A 17,636-nucleotide genomic window follows, 5' to 3' on the forward strand; every position below is an offset into this window, starting at 1 on the left:
ATACCACCGTTGCTGAAGACAACGTAAAAACACCAAGTACATGAATCGTTTCATAAAGCAAAAATGTAGTAGGCGATGTAAAAAACTATTATACTAAGATAAAAGCGGCATTCTAGGACGTATTAAGTTAACGTCCCGGAATGCCATTTCCTTATTTTGTAATTATATTGCCACTTATCATTATAAATTACGACAATAGTTGACAATCCTCGAGGTCCATATACAATAAAATTAGGGATTTAATAAAACGATATACTTATATAGGGAAAAACCCTAAACTTATAAGTATCAATAGGAGATGATAAACTTGTCTAGTGAAATAGAAAAAAAGGGAAAGAATTGGTTTAAGAGTGTCCTATCAAACCAAAATCAATTGGAAAAGAGTTCTGCAGAAAAGCAAGAACTTATAACTGAATTTGTTTTCGACGAACCTTCTAAAACAATGGAAGAGTCTGAGCAACCAATTACAGATATCAACAAACAATTTTCCACAAAAAATAACCAAGATAAAATAGTATTGGATGTTATGGTTTCAATAGAAAACATGCTAAAGGAACGACAATTACTATCTTATAAAAACAAAGGGCTTGAGGAACAATTAAATGCAACAAATGAAACGATCAATCGTCTTAAACACGATCAAATTAAAAAAGATCAACTTCTCCAAGAAAAAAACAAGGAAATTCGTGATTTAGAAAATAACCTGACAAATAAACAAATGAGCTATGATCAGCTCCTTGAAGATTATAAGGAATACCAACTTGAATCAAACGTGGAATACGAAAAGATTTCAAATCAACTTGAAATCGAAGTATCTAAATACAATAAGCATTACGAGGAAACCTCAAAAAATCAATATCAGAGCATGTTAAAAGTCAATGAGCTTGAAGATAAAATTAGAAGCTTAGAAATCGAAAATCAAAAATACTCTGAACAACATCAGAAAATTGTTAATGAAAAAGCAGAATTAATGAACACCATTAATGATTTTACCGAGAGAATGTCTTTCTCTTTCTCAGCGAAGACTTCCACCTCTAATCCATCACAATCAGAGTAAATGCTTTGTGAAATAATTGCTTCTGCTACTAGAGAAAGGGACAAAGATGTTAGTAAATCACTTAAAATTACTCGAACTAGTAGCTATAGAAATGAATAATGAAAAGTCATATTTGCGTATAAAATTAACCTGTGAGCAAGAATTTGAGATTTTCTGGGAAATTGACTGCGAAACTATTGAAAATTTCAAAAACATATATGAATTTGACCGTAATCACAAATATAGATTATCGTTACATACATCATTTGACACCTCTATAAACCAATTTATTAGTTCACTTACAAAAACATACCGAGATATAAGTGAACGAATATATTTCACTTGTTCCGTTGATTACAAAAACTGTTTAGATCTTATTAGAAACAGCCAAAGTATTACTGACTTATATAAACTACCATTTATATCTATGGATCTATCAGTAAATGAAGAGATAAAGATTGGTAGCACCAGCAAAAGCAATAGATTATCTACCCTAAAACACCATAATAGTTCCTTAAAATGGTTAACCGCAATGGTTAGCGTTATAGTTGTCATAATATTCGTATACATAAATCATCAGTTAAATAATACTACAATTAATACTGCAGCTGCGGTTATTTCCAATTCAGATATTAAAATAAATGCTGTCCATACAATAATAGAAAAAAATAATGTTATCTCCTCTACTAAAATAGAAAGTGTTGATACTAATCCATTTAGTCTTCCTTATATAGAAATAGATGATTCCTTAACTTACAGCATTCCAGAAGGTTACGTCGCACTTACATTCGATGATGGTCCTTCTAAGTATACAATGGCGATTACCGATATATTAAAGAATTATGAGGTTGGTGGTACTTTTTTCTTTTTGGGGATTAACGCCAAGAAATATCCGGACTATGTTCAATATGTTCAATCAAATGGACATTCAATCGGTAGCCATTCCATGAGCCATTCTATCATGACAGAGCTCTCCATTGAAGAACAAGAAGATGAACTATTACAATCTGCTAAAATAATAGAGGATATTACGAAGGTAAAAGTAGTCCTCTTCAGACCACCCTATGGAGACGTAAATGAACAAGTAAAATCTGTAGTATATAACAATAATTTCAAAATAGTACTTTGGAATAGGGATTCCGAAGATTGGAAAGCCAATAATTCCGAGAAAATATTCAATTATGTACGGGACACTGATGTATCCGGATCGGTCATCATTTTTCATGAATCTCAATCTGTTATTGATGCTTTACCAAAAATAATCGAGAATTTACAAGAACGAAATTTAAAAATTGTTAATTTATATTAAACTTGAGAATAATTAAACCCTAATGACATAGCAATCGAGATTCAACTATCGTTTTGCTATAGTAGAATCTCGATAAGTAGTTCGAGGTTCTTGAGCGTATTCTACTTAAACTATACCTACATAATTCTCTTTACATGATCCACTTTAGCCTTTGGATGTATCTCAACTGTTTCTGTATATTCAACTAGCCCAATTTTGCAGCCAGGACCAATATTCACTCTATTTCCCCTGACTGTTCCTACTTTACTCCATTCAAGAGATACATCTGTAGCTTCAATTTGTTCGGATTGCAATCTCCAAATATCACCGTAACCAAATTGTTCAAATAACGATCGGAAAAGGGTCGATATAATATTTAATCGACTATATTTAACAATAATTTGGTCACCACCAATCTCATGGACAAAGCATCTCCCACTCATATTAACCTTAATTTCGCTAGCATTTAACAAACCCTTTACGTGGAAACCACCAGAACTATTGAATGATTCAGCCTCGATATCACCATGAACACGTAAATTGCCGTTATTCTTAATTTCTTCTGCTCGTATATCTTGTTTACAGCTCATTGATCCGTTAGAAGTAACTACCCGACCATGCAGATGTCCATTAATCATAGTAGAACCTGATGATACATACCTATTGACGTTAATATCTCCATCAAACTTTGCTGAGCCGTTTACTGTTACGGATTCGGATGACACATTTCCATAAAAATGCGCCGATCCAGAAACTTTTACATCTAATGCATTAATATCACCATTAATATTGCTAGATCCAGAAATAGTGATATTTTCATACAAACCACCTGCTAATTGCCCGCTGCCGCTAATGACTGCGTTCCCTTGTCGCGATTGTTTCATTAACTATCCCTCCATCACCTTTTGTAATTTCTCGATTAAATTGTTCGACCGTTCTGATAAATCATACTTTTGTACGAATTGAGAGTAATGATCAAGATAGAATCTGCCGGGATTGTCTATCATCATATATTGAAGTATTAATCCCCTCCTGTAGACGATAACTTGCATATCCGTTCCTGTTAGATGCTGCGCCCACTGCCTCGCAGTGACCAGCCATTCCTCGCTCTCTTCCTCAGACAAGCTAATATCCTGCTTCATCGTATCGAATAGCTCAATCAATAATATCTCTTGAAAAGTGAAGCGGTGCTTCCCCCAAAGCTGGATGCATAGATTAGCAACGTCAGCCTTTATATCAATAGCCTCTATAATATCTAGTAGCAAATATATCCTATTAGCGCTAATTGGCGAGAAAAGCTCAGCCATATCGTCTAATGAATGAGTATCCTTCATCGCTAAAATCGCATGAATTCGTTCCACCATCCTCCGCCTAGGAAAAAAAGTCTCTTGACCGGTATAAGCCGATTGCTTCCTAAACCATTCATCAGGGATTAGACCTTGTCGTTTCCAACGGTACAATTGCCCATAAGAAATATCTGTCTTCAATAGTAGATCCTTCTTAGAAATCAATTCCTCCTGATTATGCATCAGATTTCCCTCGTTTCACCTTCGTAACAATGTTACGCTTTATTTTGATTGTATCGTAACATAACATTGTTTTATTTGTAAATAGTGAATGTTATTATGTACATAAAAAGGTATAAGTTCCTTATTTGCTAGTGTTGGATTGATTAGGCTGAGTAAAATAAAGAAGGTATGCTCTAGACAATACGAGGAAAGCGGGCTACACTTTGTTATAATTTGTATATATTTCAAGATGGATGGAGCAGAATGTAGATGCAGATTGTTGCAGATATGAAACGTTTTTTGCAGGTCGATGGTGCAGGTAGGATGCTGTTTACGCTATTTTGCTATGGTATTGGCATGGGTATTTTAGCTCCGATGAACGCCATCTATTTAAGCGAGAGCATCGGATTGTCAAAGGGTGAAGTCGTATCGATTTTCATTGTGTCGCTACTGCTCAATATGGGGGCAAAAAGATTATATTACTCGGCGGATTTGGTGCACTGCTTACATATTTGGTATATGCTCCGCACTCTCCACTGATCGTTTTTTTCCTCATTCAGCCGGTTTATTCTTTCTTTGTGTCTATCTTGTACGGAGTGGCGATGGGGTATGTACAGCGCATGTTTGCAGGTCGGGCCGGATTCGGCGCGAGTTTGTATGTGTTCATTTCCCTAACGGCATCATTGATCGGATATTTGTTACCACTATTCATCGAAGGTTGTGATCCATCCATATTCATCATTCCTATTGTATTGGTATTTATTTCAATTACTATAATTTCTACCGTGTTGATTCGGGAACGTCGTTCATCAAAGCCGCTTCAACCACTTTAGCCTTGAACCATTCGAGTTCAAGGCTTCTTTGCTATAAGCTAACGATTAGCTTCAGAAAACTGAATGGAGTGGATCATTTCGGTTAACGGGTCAAATTCGATGGATACATAAATCCCAAACTCGTTCCCCTCTTTACTTCTAATCCATAGTTTGAATTTCTCTTCAGACTTTTTTGTTGTTAGATCAGTACGACCGATGTGCTTATAATCAATAATGTCTGCTCTGTATCGTTTCTCTGTTTCCTCTACTGCAATTTTACCCCATTTTGCGTATTCAGGCGCAGCTTCGACTGAAATGGCGGACATAATTAGTATAGTTAATAGTGATAATATCAATCTTTTCATAGTGACCGCCCATCTGGTGAAGTTTTCAGTAATATCTCCTATTTTATCTAGATGTATTCTTAAAAAACTTCCTTTTAGTTCAATATTAATTTATATGGTGAAACGTAACTTTCTTTTTCACCATCAACAGGATCGCCAAGATAATAATAGATCCCACTGCAGGTGGTCGTTTAATTTCATTGTTGATCTTTGGAGTGATCATTATACGAATTATGTCATTCATTTAACTTTCCCGAACCCATCCTCACACACAATATCCATTTCAAGAATATCGTAAAGAGATTGTTTGGACGCATCTAATTTTTTTTGAGCATTTTTAATTTGTGTTATTTTTTCTTTGAGAATATGTGTTTGTTCATCTTTTGATATTCCATTTTTTGAGATCATGGATTTTATATCATGAATTGAAAAACCAACATCTAAACAATTCTTAACTATATTTAGATGATGGATGATTTCTATAGCATAGTCTCGATAATTATTCTGGTCTCTCTGTACATACTCATCAGGAATAATGCCTATTTTCTCATAAAAACGGATGGTTGATATCGGAAGGTCAACATTTTTTGCTACTTCACTAATCTTCATATTCATCACCTCTTTTTTTCTGTTGCTATAAAGTATACTTCATAGTTTACAATCCTAATAGTAAGGAAAAGTGACATCTAACACGATCTCACAAATATAAAAAAGGAGAGAAATCTATATGAGCACAATCACCAGTGAAGTCCAGAAGACAAACGATTTTAATAAAATCGTCTTGGAGCGCCGTTCTGTTAAAATTTACAACCCTGAAGTAAAAATCAGTCGAGAGGAAATGAGCGAAATTTTGACGATAGCTTCCCGGGCCCCTTCTGCCATTAACATGCAACCATGGCGTTTCCTTGTCATCGACAGCACTGAAGGCAAAGAAAAATTGGCATTGCTAGCCACCTTCAATCAGACGAAAGTTCTGACTTCTTCGGCTGTCATTGCGGTATTTTACGATGCAAACAACGTTGAATATATGGATGAAATTTACGGCAAAGCTGTGGAACTTGGATACATGCCAGGGGACATCAAGGATATGCAATTGCAACAAGCGAAACCTTATTATGCTAGCTTGGCTGCATCCGACTTACGTGACGTGAACCTCATTGACTCGGGTCTCTTTTCGATGCAGCTGATGCTTGTAGCCCGTGCTCACGGATATGACACCAACCCGATGGCCGGTTATGATAAAGATCAGATTGCGGAAGCTTTTGGACTGGACAAAGAGCGGTTCCAACCGGTCATGTTGATCTCAATGGGAAAAGCAGCCCAAGAGGGCTTTCCTTCTTACCGACTGCCAGTTGAAACAACTACAACCTGGGCATAATCAATCGTTACACCAAGCTAAGAAAAAAAGATCGGTAATGGTCGTACCCAGTGGATACGACCATTTTTTTTGATACAGTTATGGTCGCCTTTTCTGGAGTTACACAAATTAAAATTTAATTAATTTTGGTTGTTTACTCCCCACTCACACAAATCTTCCAAAATTGGTAATAATGTTTTCGCTTTATCTGTGAGACTGTACTCGACTTTAGGAGGAACCTGGGGATACTCTTTTCGTATCACCAAACCATCTGCTTCTAATTCTTTTAGTTGTGAACTTAATGTTTTATAAGTAATAGCTCCTATTTGTCTTTTCAAATCATTAAAGCGAACCACTTGATTTTCTGCTAAGAGAAAAATAATAACCATTTTCCATTTACCACCGATAACCGAAACTGCATAACCAAAAGGGGTATCTTTAATATCTTTAACTCTACCTTTATATTCAGTCATACTCATAGTTTACACTATCCTTTCGGGTAGTACATATCATAAAAGTGCGTACTACTTTTTTATTTGGACTTAGTATATTCTAAACTTACATTGAAGTAAAGGAGAGTCGAAAATGAATAAAAAAACAATACGCATGTTAATGCCACAATGGCAAGGAGGGAACAACCCTAACTACTCTTTTGGAGCTGAATTGCTTGCTTGGCTTGCTCCAGATAGTGATCACCCTCTTGTTCATGTACCAGTTAAAGCTTATGATGGAACACCTCTTGAACATGAAAACGGTATTTACGGGAGAAAACAACTAATTGAACAATTAGAAGCTGCTCAACATATCATAAAAGCTCATAAACCAGATCGTATTGTCATGTTTGGTGGTGACTGCTTAGTCGAACAAGCCCCATTTGCTTATTTAAATGAACTTTACGGAGGGGAATTAGGTTTAATTTGGATCGATGCTCACACTGATTTAGATAGAATTATTGGATATGACTATGGACATACATTACCGCTGGGGAATCTTTTAGGAGAAGGAGATAAAGAGTTTTCAAAACTTGTGAATATCCCTCTAAAACCAGAAAATGTATTTCTCGCAGGATTAGATACTCCTACAGAACAAGATACAGAAATTATTCAGAGACTAGGTATTAAAACTGCTGGAACTAAACAGTTAAAGAACAGTACTGAATCTATTAAGAATTGGATTAAACAAAGTGATATTAAACATCTAGCCATCCACATTGATTTAGATGTGCTTGACCCAAAGGCATTTCGTTCGTTATTATTTGCCAACCCCGAAGCTTCTTATGATTTTTCTGCTGCTGGAACTATGCAGATGACTCAATTACTTCATATAGTGAAAGAACTTTCTGAACTAACAGACGTAGTAGGTTTTGGTATAACGGAACATTTGCCTTGGGATGCTATTAACATGAAGAAATTTCTTGGAGAAATACCTATTTTAAATTAGTAAAGCCACAAACAAATACTTCCACAACTTTTGGGAGGGTGTAGATGCACCCCGATCGTTGGTTATTTGAGGTCAAATTAACCCATCGACTCTATACACCATAGTTGATCGACCTTCCTCTCTTTCGGGTAAAGAAAACTCTAAACCCTTGGTAAATCAAGGTCTAGAACGTATAAGTTCCACAAAATCACTTTAATTATGAGGGTCTTTCATCAATTCGTTGAATTGTTGAGAGGCCTTCTTTTTAGCCTTTTAATGTTTGCAGTGATAATATTAGTATAATGCATTCTGAAAATTGAATGAAAAACGTGAGGATTTCGTCAAACCAGAGAAAATCCAAAATGAGCGGAACTATCTACAAACACTTATGCAATCATCATGGACCCATAAGTGTTTTTTTCTATTTCACATGTGTACAAGCCATACTATAATAAGTAGCTTAAGATAACCACGGTTTTTACTCATAATTAAACAGATGAATTACAGAGGTGTATGCGAATGCAAAAACGATGGACAGTCGCTGAGATTAAAAAATTTGTTGAGAACAATTCGGAAAGTAAGTTGTTAACGACGGAATATCATGGTTTTTCTCAAAAGTTATTATTTAAATGTGCATGTGGTAGCAATTTTGAAAAACATTTACGAAGTTTAACAACAAAAACCAACGTAAATGTCAGGTGTGCCAACCGCCAAAAGAGGCACGATAACGTATAGTCAACAAATGAAGTACTAATTTCTTTTACAGAGGAATTGGTGCTATTTTTTCACATATATCCAGGCTTCGATACTTTTATTTTATTTTGTTGATAATGGGAGTTTTAATCTTGTTTCAATCTCTCCAAAGTTGTTTCGTAATACTCATCTATAATCTTCATTTCTTCAGTTAATGAGTCAATTACAAGTACTGAATTAACACTTTCTGAATTTACTGCTTTGTGTATCTTTTGATATACAGTAATGATGGCTTTTAATTTTTCTCTTTCCTCATCATCGATAGAATAAGAACGTGTTTCTAGAAAATCAAGATTTAGACCGTATAAAAAATAATCGATACGTATTAAGCTATACTGTAATAAGCTCCACTTGGTCTCAAATCCCCCCATTTCATATGGACTCATTCTTGCCAATTCAGAATTGACACTTCGACTTTCTCCTTGAACAATTCTCCATGAATTAAACAGTATTTCTCTATCTTCTTCATTTTCCACTCCATGAGAATGATCGAGAAATTCCTCTAACCTTCCAGCTATATTCTCTCCTAAAACAGAAATAAACCTTAGAGCAGATTGATTGTGACGTTGCTTTTGTTTGATGGAATGCTGGTGGTCGTAAAACATTAGAAAATTATACCCAAGTGATATTACTAAAAGTAGTACAAGAAGATTTCTTATTTTAGAATGTTTCACTTCTGTAACCTGCCTTTCTTTTCTATATTTGAATCACTTCCAGTTGTTTTTCACCAAAATAATAACAATAAATAGCAAGAATACCCCGGCAATATACCATACAACTTTGCTCCAATCAAATAATCCACCTGCATATTCACCCTTATAGTCGGCTTTAACAAATGATCCATCGTCTACCTTTATTGCAATCGCCTCTTTTATGTCAACGTCTTTAATAATGTAATATTCAGTACCTTTCGGATAGTAATTCGAAAAATTACCCCAGTATGTGCCTTCCTCGTCTGAATATGATGTAACTTTGCCAATTTTTGAACAGATTTGATCCATTTCAATTGGAGTGTCCGAAATGATATAGGATTTACCGTCGTTTACAACAAATTTGTGAGCCCAATCCGCATGAATTGACCCTACTGTAATAAAAGTGCTTGCCAGCCAGAGTGAAATGAGCAAAAACAGATATTTCCTCAAACTATCCCTCCTCGTTTCTTCGACGCTTACTTGCCTTTCCCATTAAAGACATAATTGCAGGAATAAATGTAGGTAACATAATTAGGCTCAATATCATTAATCCGAAAATAACCATAATCGCTACTTCAATTAATGTATATATTCCGGATGGAATGAGCGCGGCAAATGTTCCGCCAAGTATAATCGCTGCCGAGATAACGACGCCTCCGATATTACGTGCAGCAACGAGGATAGCATCTTTCTCAATATGCTGTACTTCGCGATACCGCATCATCAGGAAGATACTGTAATCTACGCCAAGCGCAACGATCATAATGAATCCGAAAAATGGTACATTCCAACCAATAGCTTCAACTTTTAATATTTTTGTAGTGACTAATTCTGTCAGGCCAAGCGATACGAGATACGTTATTAATAAAGATACTACAATAATGAACGAGCTCCACAGTGATCTTGTTATAAATAGTAATACAATACCTATACCAATTAGCATCATAATTGCTGTTCGATTCAGATCTGAGCTTGAAATCTGTTGAAGATCCACATTTTGCGATGACTTACCGCCGAGTGCATACTGTGCCTCTTGCAAGATACTGCCTTCAATCGATGCTTGAAGCTGCTTATTCACATTTTGTACGATTGTAATAGCTTCTTTGCTGTATGGATTGACCGAAAGTACAATGTTCATCGTTACAAATTTGCGATCATCTGACATATACATATTCATCGATTGCTGGAATTCATCGCTTATAATGACATCGTCAGGAATATAAAACTTCTGAGCAGCTGAAGAAACACTTAAACCATTCAAATAATTCTGAGCTTCCGTTAAGCCTTCACTGATCTGGTCTAATCCATTCGTACTCTCGGTTAAGCCACTTTGTAGCTTTGTCATTTGTGTAACAAGCCCCGTTAATTTGGATAAGATTTCACGTTGCCCATCATTAATCTGCTTGATACCCGTTGCAAGCTCTCCGCTTTTCCCAGCGAGCTCGGCTGAGCCTTGTGAGCCTTCTTGTAAACCTTTGCCTAGACTGTCTGAGCCTGTAATAAGTGTGGTAACACCATCATTCATTAATCCAAATACACCGCTCACCGTTAACAATGACTTATTCGCAGTTAAGAGTGCCGACATCGCCGTTTCATGCTGGGTACTCCATTGATCTAGACCAGTAACTAATTCAGACAATTGCGACTGTGCTGAAGCTGCTACCTCCAATGTCGTCTGAATGCTCGTATGATTCGCTAGCTCTGGTTGTTCTTCAATAAGTAGGTTCATACTTTGTTCGATTTGCTTATAACCTTCAATAGCTCCATTGATTGCTAGCTTAATCGCTGTAAATTGGTTGCCATACAAATTCAACCCTGAATATAATTCGGAATATCCACTGTACAAACTAGATACACCGGTAGAAAGCTCCGTAATATTTTGCTGTAATGTGATCAGCCCCGCTTCAAGCTCCTCTGCACCTGTCGCACCATTAGCAATTCCATCTGACAATTGCACGAGTACATTACCTAACTGCGTTGCCCCTGCTTGTACTGTACTTGTGCCGTTAATTAATTGTTGAATGCTATCTAGATCATTGGTGCTCTGGCCACTTAACTGCTCCTCTACACCTTTGAAGCCTTCATTAATCGTATTAACACCATCAGATACTTCATTCAATCCTGAATTAAGATTTTCTGTTTGATCACTAATATATAATTCTTTGATCTTTTCACCTTCAGGCCGTGTAACGGTGTATATACTCGATACGCCATCTACATTTAATAAAGTAGCCGTTAACTCATCAATCGCCTGTAAGTCTAATGTATTATCAAGCTCGCGATCCATCTTCAAGACTAACGTTGTCGGTGATGAGAATCCTGCAGAATAATGTTCTTCAATGACATTAATCCCTTGTTTCGAGCGATAGTGATCTTCAACTTCAATAAGATCGTTATAACTCAATACTCTGCTATAGGACAACGCAATTGGAATACATAGCGCTAGCACAATTACTAATGTAATAATCGGTCGCATTACTGAAAACTTCGATAAATTTGCCCATAAGCGACTGTCACTATGCCCTTCGAACTTTTTCACAGGCCAGAACATTTTTCTACCCATAATCGCCATAAAGAATGGATTTAATGTAAGTAATACGAGAATTAGTACAGCAACACCAATTGCTACTGCAGAACTTGAGCGATAAACTTGGAATTCCGCAAATAGCAGTGTAATAAAGCCGATAAATACAGCTAATCCGCTATATACAACCGTTTTCCCAGCTGATTGATACGTAGCTTTAATGGCTTCCAGAACATTGCTCGAACGACTGAGTTCTTCTTTGAATCGTGTAAATAATAGTATATTGTAGTCCGTACCTATTCCAAACAAAATAACGACTAAAAATACTTGTGTAAAATTAGAAAATGGATAATTATAGTGATCGACTAACTGTGCAACAATACCCATCGATACAAGATAAGATACACCTACCGATAGCAATGAAATAAGTGGAACAATTGGCGAACGGAACACAATAATAAGAACTATAAGTATAAATACGATAGCAATAACTTCTGTTCGCTGAATACCTGCCTGCGACGATTGTACAAAATCCTCTAGTACTAATCCCGTCCCTGTTAAATAGGTCTCGATTCCCTCTTGATCAACGATAATATTCAAACGATCGGCTATTTCCGTAATCGTACCACTGTCCTGACTGACCGATAATTGCATTAAGATTGTAGTTCCATCCTCTGATGCCAATTGCTTCTCCGCAGCTTCATGGTCAAGATGCGTAGTCATCTCCAATATGCCTAACGTACTACTTTCTGCCTTTAACTGCTCCATGATATTTTCAATTTGAGCATATTGCGCTGTTGATAAAACTTCATTACTACCACTATGGAATACAGCGATAATATCATAGGTCGACTTATCTTTATTTTGCATCTCATTCATTAGCTGCGCTGCTATTTCACTCTGTGCCGAGTCTGGTATCGTTATTTGACCTTTCTCTCGGACAAGCTGATCCATATTCGGCATCATCACGAGTATAACAATCGTTATAACAATCCAACTTACTAAACTTATCGATCTAATATTCAACCACTTCTTCACTTTAACTCCTCCTAAAACTTTTTGTAACTTCCTGAACTGCTTCTTAGTAACAAAAAGTAGCTACGAAAGCATTGACTAACTTTTCATTGTCTTCTCGGACTAACTTCTCGCAAATGAAAAGTTACATCGGAAGCATGGACCAAACTTTTTGTAACTTCACAACTAGCCTCCTGCAAACAAAAATTCATATGACAAGCATAAATCACTTATTAGGAATGAACGTTCATTCCTAATCCAAAGTAGAACCTATAGTAGTAGGTTCATAGTCTTATTACGCTTTTTTGAGAGCATCCCAGCAGCTGACTTCTGCATGGTAGAACAGCTCATCATTGTTTTCTAATATACCGTTGCGAATAAGTTTGAATAGCTGCACAAATGCCCCCCATACCATGCCAATTAATGCGTTCACATTAAAGTTTTTGATGATTCCCTCTTTCTTACCATATTCGAGCACTTCACGAAATACGTTAAGCATTGTGTTAAATTGCTGTGAACTTTTTTCATCTAAGTACAGACCACCACAATGTGAATCAATAAATAAGATGGCATGTAGATGATCATTAGAAAAAGTAATTAGTTTCTTGAATATCCAGCTGAATTGCTCTCTCAGTGGCATTCGGGCCTCATCATCACCCATCACGATACTATTAGCTAAAGTTTCAACCCATTGCTGGAATAGTACATTGACTAACTGTTCTTTACTTTCAAAATAACGATATATCGTTCCTGCGCCTACATTAGCTTGTTCAGCAATCATCGGTACCGTTGTTCCATCATATCCTCGATCTGCAAATAATTGCAGCGCTGCGCTAAGTATATCTTCACGCTTATTGTTAGCCATATCTTTCTCCTTATATGCGGAATGAATATTCATTCATTATTTTATAGCAATTGATTTTGCTTTGCAACTTTGAACAGTATAGTGTTATCAAAGCAATCCTTACGTAAAAAAACATACTTTTCTAAATATTTCATATCCCTTAGATTACAAGGATGATGACTCTAGTTCGGATTTTTTTACACAATTTCACAACAAGAAAATTCCTATATCAATATATCTATTCGAATAAGCATCACAGAGAAGTCCGTTGTTAATGCACTATATCGTATTAGAAAGAAACCTATTATGCATCATACTCTAGTGCCTATATTTAAAACATACAGTAATGAATAACAATTCACAAACCATATATTTTCTTTGCAGCTTGAAATTAGCTTATGCATTATGGTAACACAATAAAGAAAAAACAAGTAATGAAAGTTGCACCTACGTCGTATTCGTTCTCAGACTCTTTAAAACTCGTTGCCAGGTTTGCATAAATCACCAAAAAGGGATTGAGCTGATCTACATTTATCTAGACGTAGGAGCGTACCGCTTCACAAGTCATATGGATAGCTAATCTCAGTATGACCCCTAGCCGGTTTAACAAAGCATAGATTCGTTCGAATCCATTAATCCCCAACAATATACTTGTCCTAGTTTAATTATATTCCAAAAAAATACTAAAGTAGTGATAATAATACCAAATTAGTTCTTTTTGCACATGGAAAAAAAAGAAATATAAACATACTAAAGTAAGTGTAGTAAGTTTTTATTATAACATTCTGATTTGAAAGGTGGGTTGGAAGAATAGAATAACTAATTAAATTGGATAAGGAGTGCAATAATGAAAACATTAAAAACTATTAAACTTTTGGTAGCACTTACACTTATTTTTACATTTATTACTCCATTGTACACGTCCGCAGAAAAAACAGATTCAGCTATACAAGCCAAGGCAATCAACTTAAATACTACACCTTCAAATCATTACATTGACTTTTCAATTGATACAAAAGCAGACTATTTCATTATTACGGATTTAAATGACGATGCTAATGAGGATCTTTATAAAGGTAATGAACCAACTGTAAGAATTAAAGGACTAGAATCTGATAGCTCATATAGATATCTTATGTCATTCTTTGATGAGAAAGATAATACTATTGATGAATTTTATATTTCCACTAAAACTACCAATAATAAAGTAACAAAACAACAATTAGATATCAATTTAAATGCAGATTTGATTGTTTCTAAAAACTATACCAAATTAGTTTGGGAGAAAGTTCCAGGAGTAGAATCGTATAAGATTCTAAAGAATAATACACTTATCGGAGCAACGACTGTACCATCATTTACTGATTTAGAACCTTCGAGTGATTTATATACTTCATATGAAATACAGTTCGAGTTGTCCATGTCAGAGACTGAAAAAGATGAATTAGCGTTATTTTATAATAAATTAGGAAAGCCTCTTAGTGAAACTGATCTTGAGAATCTAGCTTTTAAACCTTATAGTATTATTAAGATCGCTGAGCCTACTTTACTAACAACTTATGCCATCAATAACTCTTTTAAGTGGACATACAAAACTTTTATACCTTTTGATTATGCAGAAGATCCATGGTATAACTTTGCAACTTGGGGAGATAACATTAAGTATTTCAAAGGTGATAATCGCGGATTTAGCATCACATCTGAAGCCTACAGAACTAAAACACTTGGAGATAGCATTTTTTATACAGATACAACTATAGCTAGTGAAGCATTCTACAAAAATGTAAGTACAACTTATGCTTATGATAAAAATTATAAGGCAGTCAGTAATAAAACTGATTCTGGTAATAATATCAATCGAATAGTAAATAGCAAGACCTCTTCAAAGGTAGATGTAACTGTATATCACAAATCTGGAAATCCATACTCAGTTGCAGGAAATGAAATTGATTATACTTTGAACGTTGTTACTCAAAAGAATGGAACATATAGTTTTCAAGGAATACATGATCGCGCACCAGCCCATGAGTTATATCTAAAGGTAAGTAATGGTGCTTCTATAGGCATTTATATAAATGGTCATGAAGGATTTGAATATTTAGGTGCACCTAGTACCTTAGCAAAAACATTCTCCGTATCTAATTAGTTAGAATAACCCGATATCTTTTAGATATGATATCGGGTTATTTGTTATACTTTGAATCTTGTATTTATTAGATTATAATAATATAGGGGAGGAGTTATTATTAACAAAATATTTTCATCAATTATTTCTGCCGTTATCCTCAGTGTAATCTATACAGCCGTAAGTGAACATAATAAAAACAACGATTTAGTATTATATTATTCATATATTACTAAGTTCGGAGTTGGATTTTTACTATTGTTCTTTATCTATTTTTTTATCGGTATTCCATTAACAATTTATGTTGATAAATTTATTTCCAAGAAAAATTATGAAATGAATCAACTTATAGCTTATTCATTACTTGGAGTTCTGTTAGGTGTTATTTTTCTAATTATTAATCCTTCCGCTAGTGTAACGGGGGGAATCATGTTGATCCTCCAATTTTCGCTTGCTGGATTTATTTTCGCTTTATGTCAATTTACTTTACTCTTCATTTCTAAGAAATTAAAACGTTTATAAAAAATTTCACCTACTTCAATTTTGGCTTGCTTTTTATAATATTTCGCTTTAGAGTCTACTCCCGTCGCGGAAGCAGACTCTACTGTTTTTTATTGTCCTGGATAGATCATAACTTTAATACTTGTATCCTTTTGCGTTCTTGCCATTTCAACAGCTGCTTTTGTCTCATTTAGACTATATTTATGGGTAATGACTTTTTCGATATCTACACTTCCACTTGTAAGTGCAGCAATCGCTCCTGGGTAAGTGTTTGCATAACGGAATAATCCATATACATTAAGCTCTGAGTCAATAATCGTATTAATTTCCACTGGAATTTCATCGGCTGCAGGCATTCCAACTAGAACGATACGCCCACCACGTTTGACTGCCTTAATAGCATCTCCAATGGCACGACCATTACCAGATGACTCTACAACTACAGTCACACCGCGACCACCAGTAAGCTCTTCAAGCGCGTCCTTAACATTAACTTCCATTGGGTTAATAACAGCCGTAACGCCCATTTCCTTAGCTAGCTCTTGTCTGAATGGAACGATATCTGTCGCGTAAATTTCACTAACACCGTACATTTTGGCAGCTTGAATAGCTAGCAAACCGATCGGTCCTAACCCCGTGACAAGTACACGGTCAGCCGGAGTTACTTGTGCGCGATTCATCGCATGAATACCTACAGATAGTGGCTCAAGTAGTGCACCTTGCTCATAGCTAATCCCTTCTGGAAGCTTGAATAAGAAATCGCTGCGAACGGTTACATATTCAGCCCATGCGCCATCTACAGGTGGAGTTGCCATAAATACGACATCAGGACAAAGATTATAGCGACCTGATTTGCAATATTCACAACGACCACATGTTACCCCTGGTTCAACCGCTACGCGATCACCTACTGCAACATTTTGTACAGCAGAACCAATCTCAACAACTTCTCCAGCTAGCTCATGCCCCAAAATAATTGGCTGTTCTACGACATAGCGACCAATGCGACCATGCTCATAATAATGCACATCAGAACCGCATACACCGATGCAATACACTTTAATTAACGCTTCATCAGCCTTTGGAACTGGAATAGGAATTTGTTTCATTTCCATCTCTAATGGCTTGTTCAACACTGCAGCAGTCATTAATTGGGTAGTCATTATTATTCCTTCTTTCGATAGACAAAATAGTATAAGTTTTGCTGATTAATCAGCCATCGTAAATGCCACGATCCCTTGGCATAATAGTAACACATTTCCCTTGGATTGGATCATTGTCTTATCACGATAACGTTACATGATACCCCTAATGTAGATTTGCCGTTATTACACTCATTTGCATGAGTAATTACCGTTATATATGGAAAACATTGATAACAATAGCCATTTGGAATCATTTTTTTGGCAAGTCTTCAAC

At 35.8% G+C, this 17,636-nt stretch carries 17 protein-coding genes and 1 pseudogene; 8 read left to right on the top strand and 10 right to left on the bottom strand.

Annotated elements, in window-relative coordinates:
* The first annotated feature begins 307 nt into the window (after positions 1–307).
* Together AC1TO5_RS15630 and AC1TO5_RS15635 are read left to right on the top strand one after the other, a co-directional pair.
* Positions 308–1,057 carry a hypothetical protein gene (locus AC1TO5_RS15630; RefSeq protein WP_482063763.1) on the top strand — a complete coding sequence of 250 codons (750 nt, stop codon included), beginning with the start codon at positions 308–310 and terminating at the stop codon, positions 1,055–1,057.
* A 91-nt stretch (positions 1,058–1,148) separates the two neighbouring features.
* Positions 1,149–2,345, top strand: a complete 1,197-nt coding sequence (locus AC1TO5_RS15635) for a polysaccharide deacetylase family protein (RefSeq protein ID WP_482063764.1) — start codon at positions 1,149–1,151, stop codon at positions 2,343–2,345.
* A 116-nt stretch (positions 2,346–2,461) separates the two neighbouring features.
* Here AC1TO5_RS15635 and AC1TO5_RS15640 read toward each other — a convergent pair whose 3' ends face one another.
* Complete coding sequence (locus AC1TO5_RS15640) at positions 2,462–3,208, bottom strand: polymer-forming cytoskeletal protein (protein WP_482063765.1); 747 nt, start codon at positions 3,206–3,208, stop codon at positions 2,462–2,464.
* Between the two features lie 3 nt (positions 3,209–3,211).
* Positions 3,212–3,853: a DUF4004 family protein gene (locus AC1TO5_RS15645; protein ID WP_482063766.1), complete on the bottom strand. Its 642-nt coding sequence runs from the start codon at positions 3,851–3,853 to the stop codon at positions 3,212–3,214.
* Positions 3,854–4,102: 249 nt separating this feature from the next.
* Here AC1TO5_RS15645 and AC1TO5_RS15650 point away from each other — a divergent pair, with 249 nt between their 5' ends.
* Entirely contained in the window at positions 4,103–4,372 is a 270-nt protein-coding gene (locus tag AC1TO5_RS15650) for a hypothetical protein (protein ID WP_482063767.1), read from the top strand.
* A 62-nt stretch (positions 4,373–4,434) separates the two neighbouring features.
* Positions 4,435–4,665, top strand: a complete 231-nt coding sequence (locus AC1TO5_RS15655) for a hypothetical protein (RefSeq protein WP_482063768.1) — start codon at positions 4,435–4,437, stop codon at positions 4,663–4,665.
* 38 nt (positions 4,666–4,703) lie between these two features.
* Here the strand turns inward: AC1TO5_RS15655 and AC1TO5_RS15660 are convergent, their stop codons facing one another.
* Together AC1TO5_RS15660 and AC1TO5_RS15665 are read right to left on the bottom strand one after the other, a co-directional pair.
* Complete coding sequence (locus AC1TO5_RS15660) at positions 4,704–5,009, bottom strand: DUF3889 domain-containing protein (RefSeq protein WP_482063769.1); 306 nt, start codon at positions 5,007–5,009, stop codon at positions 4,704–4,706.
* Between the two features lie 219 nt (positions 5,010–5,228).
* Positions 5,229–5,597 carry a helix-turn-helix domain-containing protein gene (locus AC1TO5_RS15665; RefSeq protein ID WP_482063770.1) on the bottom strand — a complete coding sequence of 123 codons (369 nt, stop codon included), beginning with the start codon at positions 5,595–5,597 and terminating at the stop codon, positions 5,229–5,231.
* A 118-nt stretch (positions 5,598–5,715) separates the two neighbouring features.
* Between AC1TO5_RS15665 and AC1TO5_RS15670 the strand changes: the two genes are divergently transcribed.
* Positions 5,716–6,366, top strand: a complete 651-nt coding sequence (locus AC1TO5_RS15670) for a nitroreductase family protein (RefSeq protein WP_482063771.1) — start codon at positions 5,716–5,718, stop codon at positions 6,364–6,366.
* Between the two features lie 119 nt (positions 6,367–6,485).
* On the opposite strand, the gene AC1TO5_RS15675 is transcribed toward AC1TO5_RS15670, so the two are convergent.
* On the bottom strand, positions 6,486–6,824 hold the full coding sequence (locus tag AC1TO5_RS15675) for a winged helix-turn-helix transcriptional regulator (protein ID WP_482063772.1): 339 nt from the start codon (positions 6,822–6,824) through the stop codon (positions 6,486–6,488).
* 106 nt (positions 6,825–6,930) lie between these two features.
* Between AC1TO5_RS15675 and AC1TO5_RS15680 the strand changes: the two genes are divergently transcribed.
* Positions 6,931–7,785 (top strand): arginase family protein, encoded by an 855-nt coding sequence (locus tag AC1TO5_RS15680; RefSeq protein WP_482063773.1) that lies wholly within the window; start codon positions 6,931–6,933, stop codon positions 7,783–7,785.
* Positions 7,786–8,283: 498 nt separating this feature from the next.
* Positions 8,284–8,492 (top strand): annotated as a pseudogene (locus tag AC1TO5_RS15685) (hypothetical protein).
* A 111-nt stretch (positions 8,493–8,603) separates the two neighbouring features.
* Here the strand turns inward: AC1TO5_RS15685 and AC1TO5_RS15690 are convergent.
* From AC1TO5_RS15690 to AC1TO5_RS15705, 4 genes are all read right to left on the bottom strand, one after another.
* Positions 8,604–9,191, bottom strand: coding sequence for a hypothetical protein (locus AC1TO5_RS15690; protein WP_482063774.1), 588 nt, complete (start codon positions 9,189–9,191; stop codon positions 8,604–8,606).
* Positions 9,192–9,224: 33 nt separating this feature from the next.
* Positions 9,225–9,659 (bottom strand): hypothetical protein, encoded by a 435-nt coding sequence (locus AC1TO5_RS15695; protein WP_482063775.1) that lies wholly within the window; start codon positions 9,657–9,659, stop codon positions 9,225–9,227.
* 1 nt (position 9,660) lies between these two features.
* Entirely contained in the window at positions 9,661–12,771 is a 3,111-nt protein-coding gene (locus tag AC1TO5_RS15700; protein WP_482063776.1) for an MMPL family transporter, read from the bottom strand.
* A 271-nt stretch (positions 12,772–13,042) separates the two neighbouring features.
* The gene (locus AC1TO5_RS15705) at positions 13,043–13,612 is read right to left on the bottom strand and encodes a TetR/AcrR family transcriptional regulator (protein WP_482063777.1); all 570 of its coding nucleotides are present in this window, start codon (positions 13,610–13,612) and stop codon (positions 13,043–13,045) included.
* 826 nt (positions 13,613–14,438) lie between these two features.
* Here AC1TO5_RS15705 and AC1TO5_RS15710 point away from each other — a divergent pair.
* A complete protein-coding gene (locus AC1TO5_RS15710) occupies positions 14,439–15,737 on the top strand; it encodes a DUF3238 domain-containing protein (protein ID WP_482063778.1) in 1,299 nt (432 codons plus the stop codon).
* A gap of 590 nt (positions 15,738–16,327) precedes the next feature.
* Here AC1TO5_RS15710 and AC1TO5_RS15715 read toward each other — a convergent pair.
* Entirely contained in the window at positions 16,328–17,380 is a 1,053-nt protein-coding gene (locus AC1TO5_RS15715) for an NAD(P)-dependent alcohol dehydrogenase (protein WP_482063779.1), read from the bottom strand.
* Positions 17,381–17,636 lie beyond the last annotated feature (256 nt).

The organism is Paenibacillus sp. Y930, from assembly GCF_056786375.1.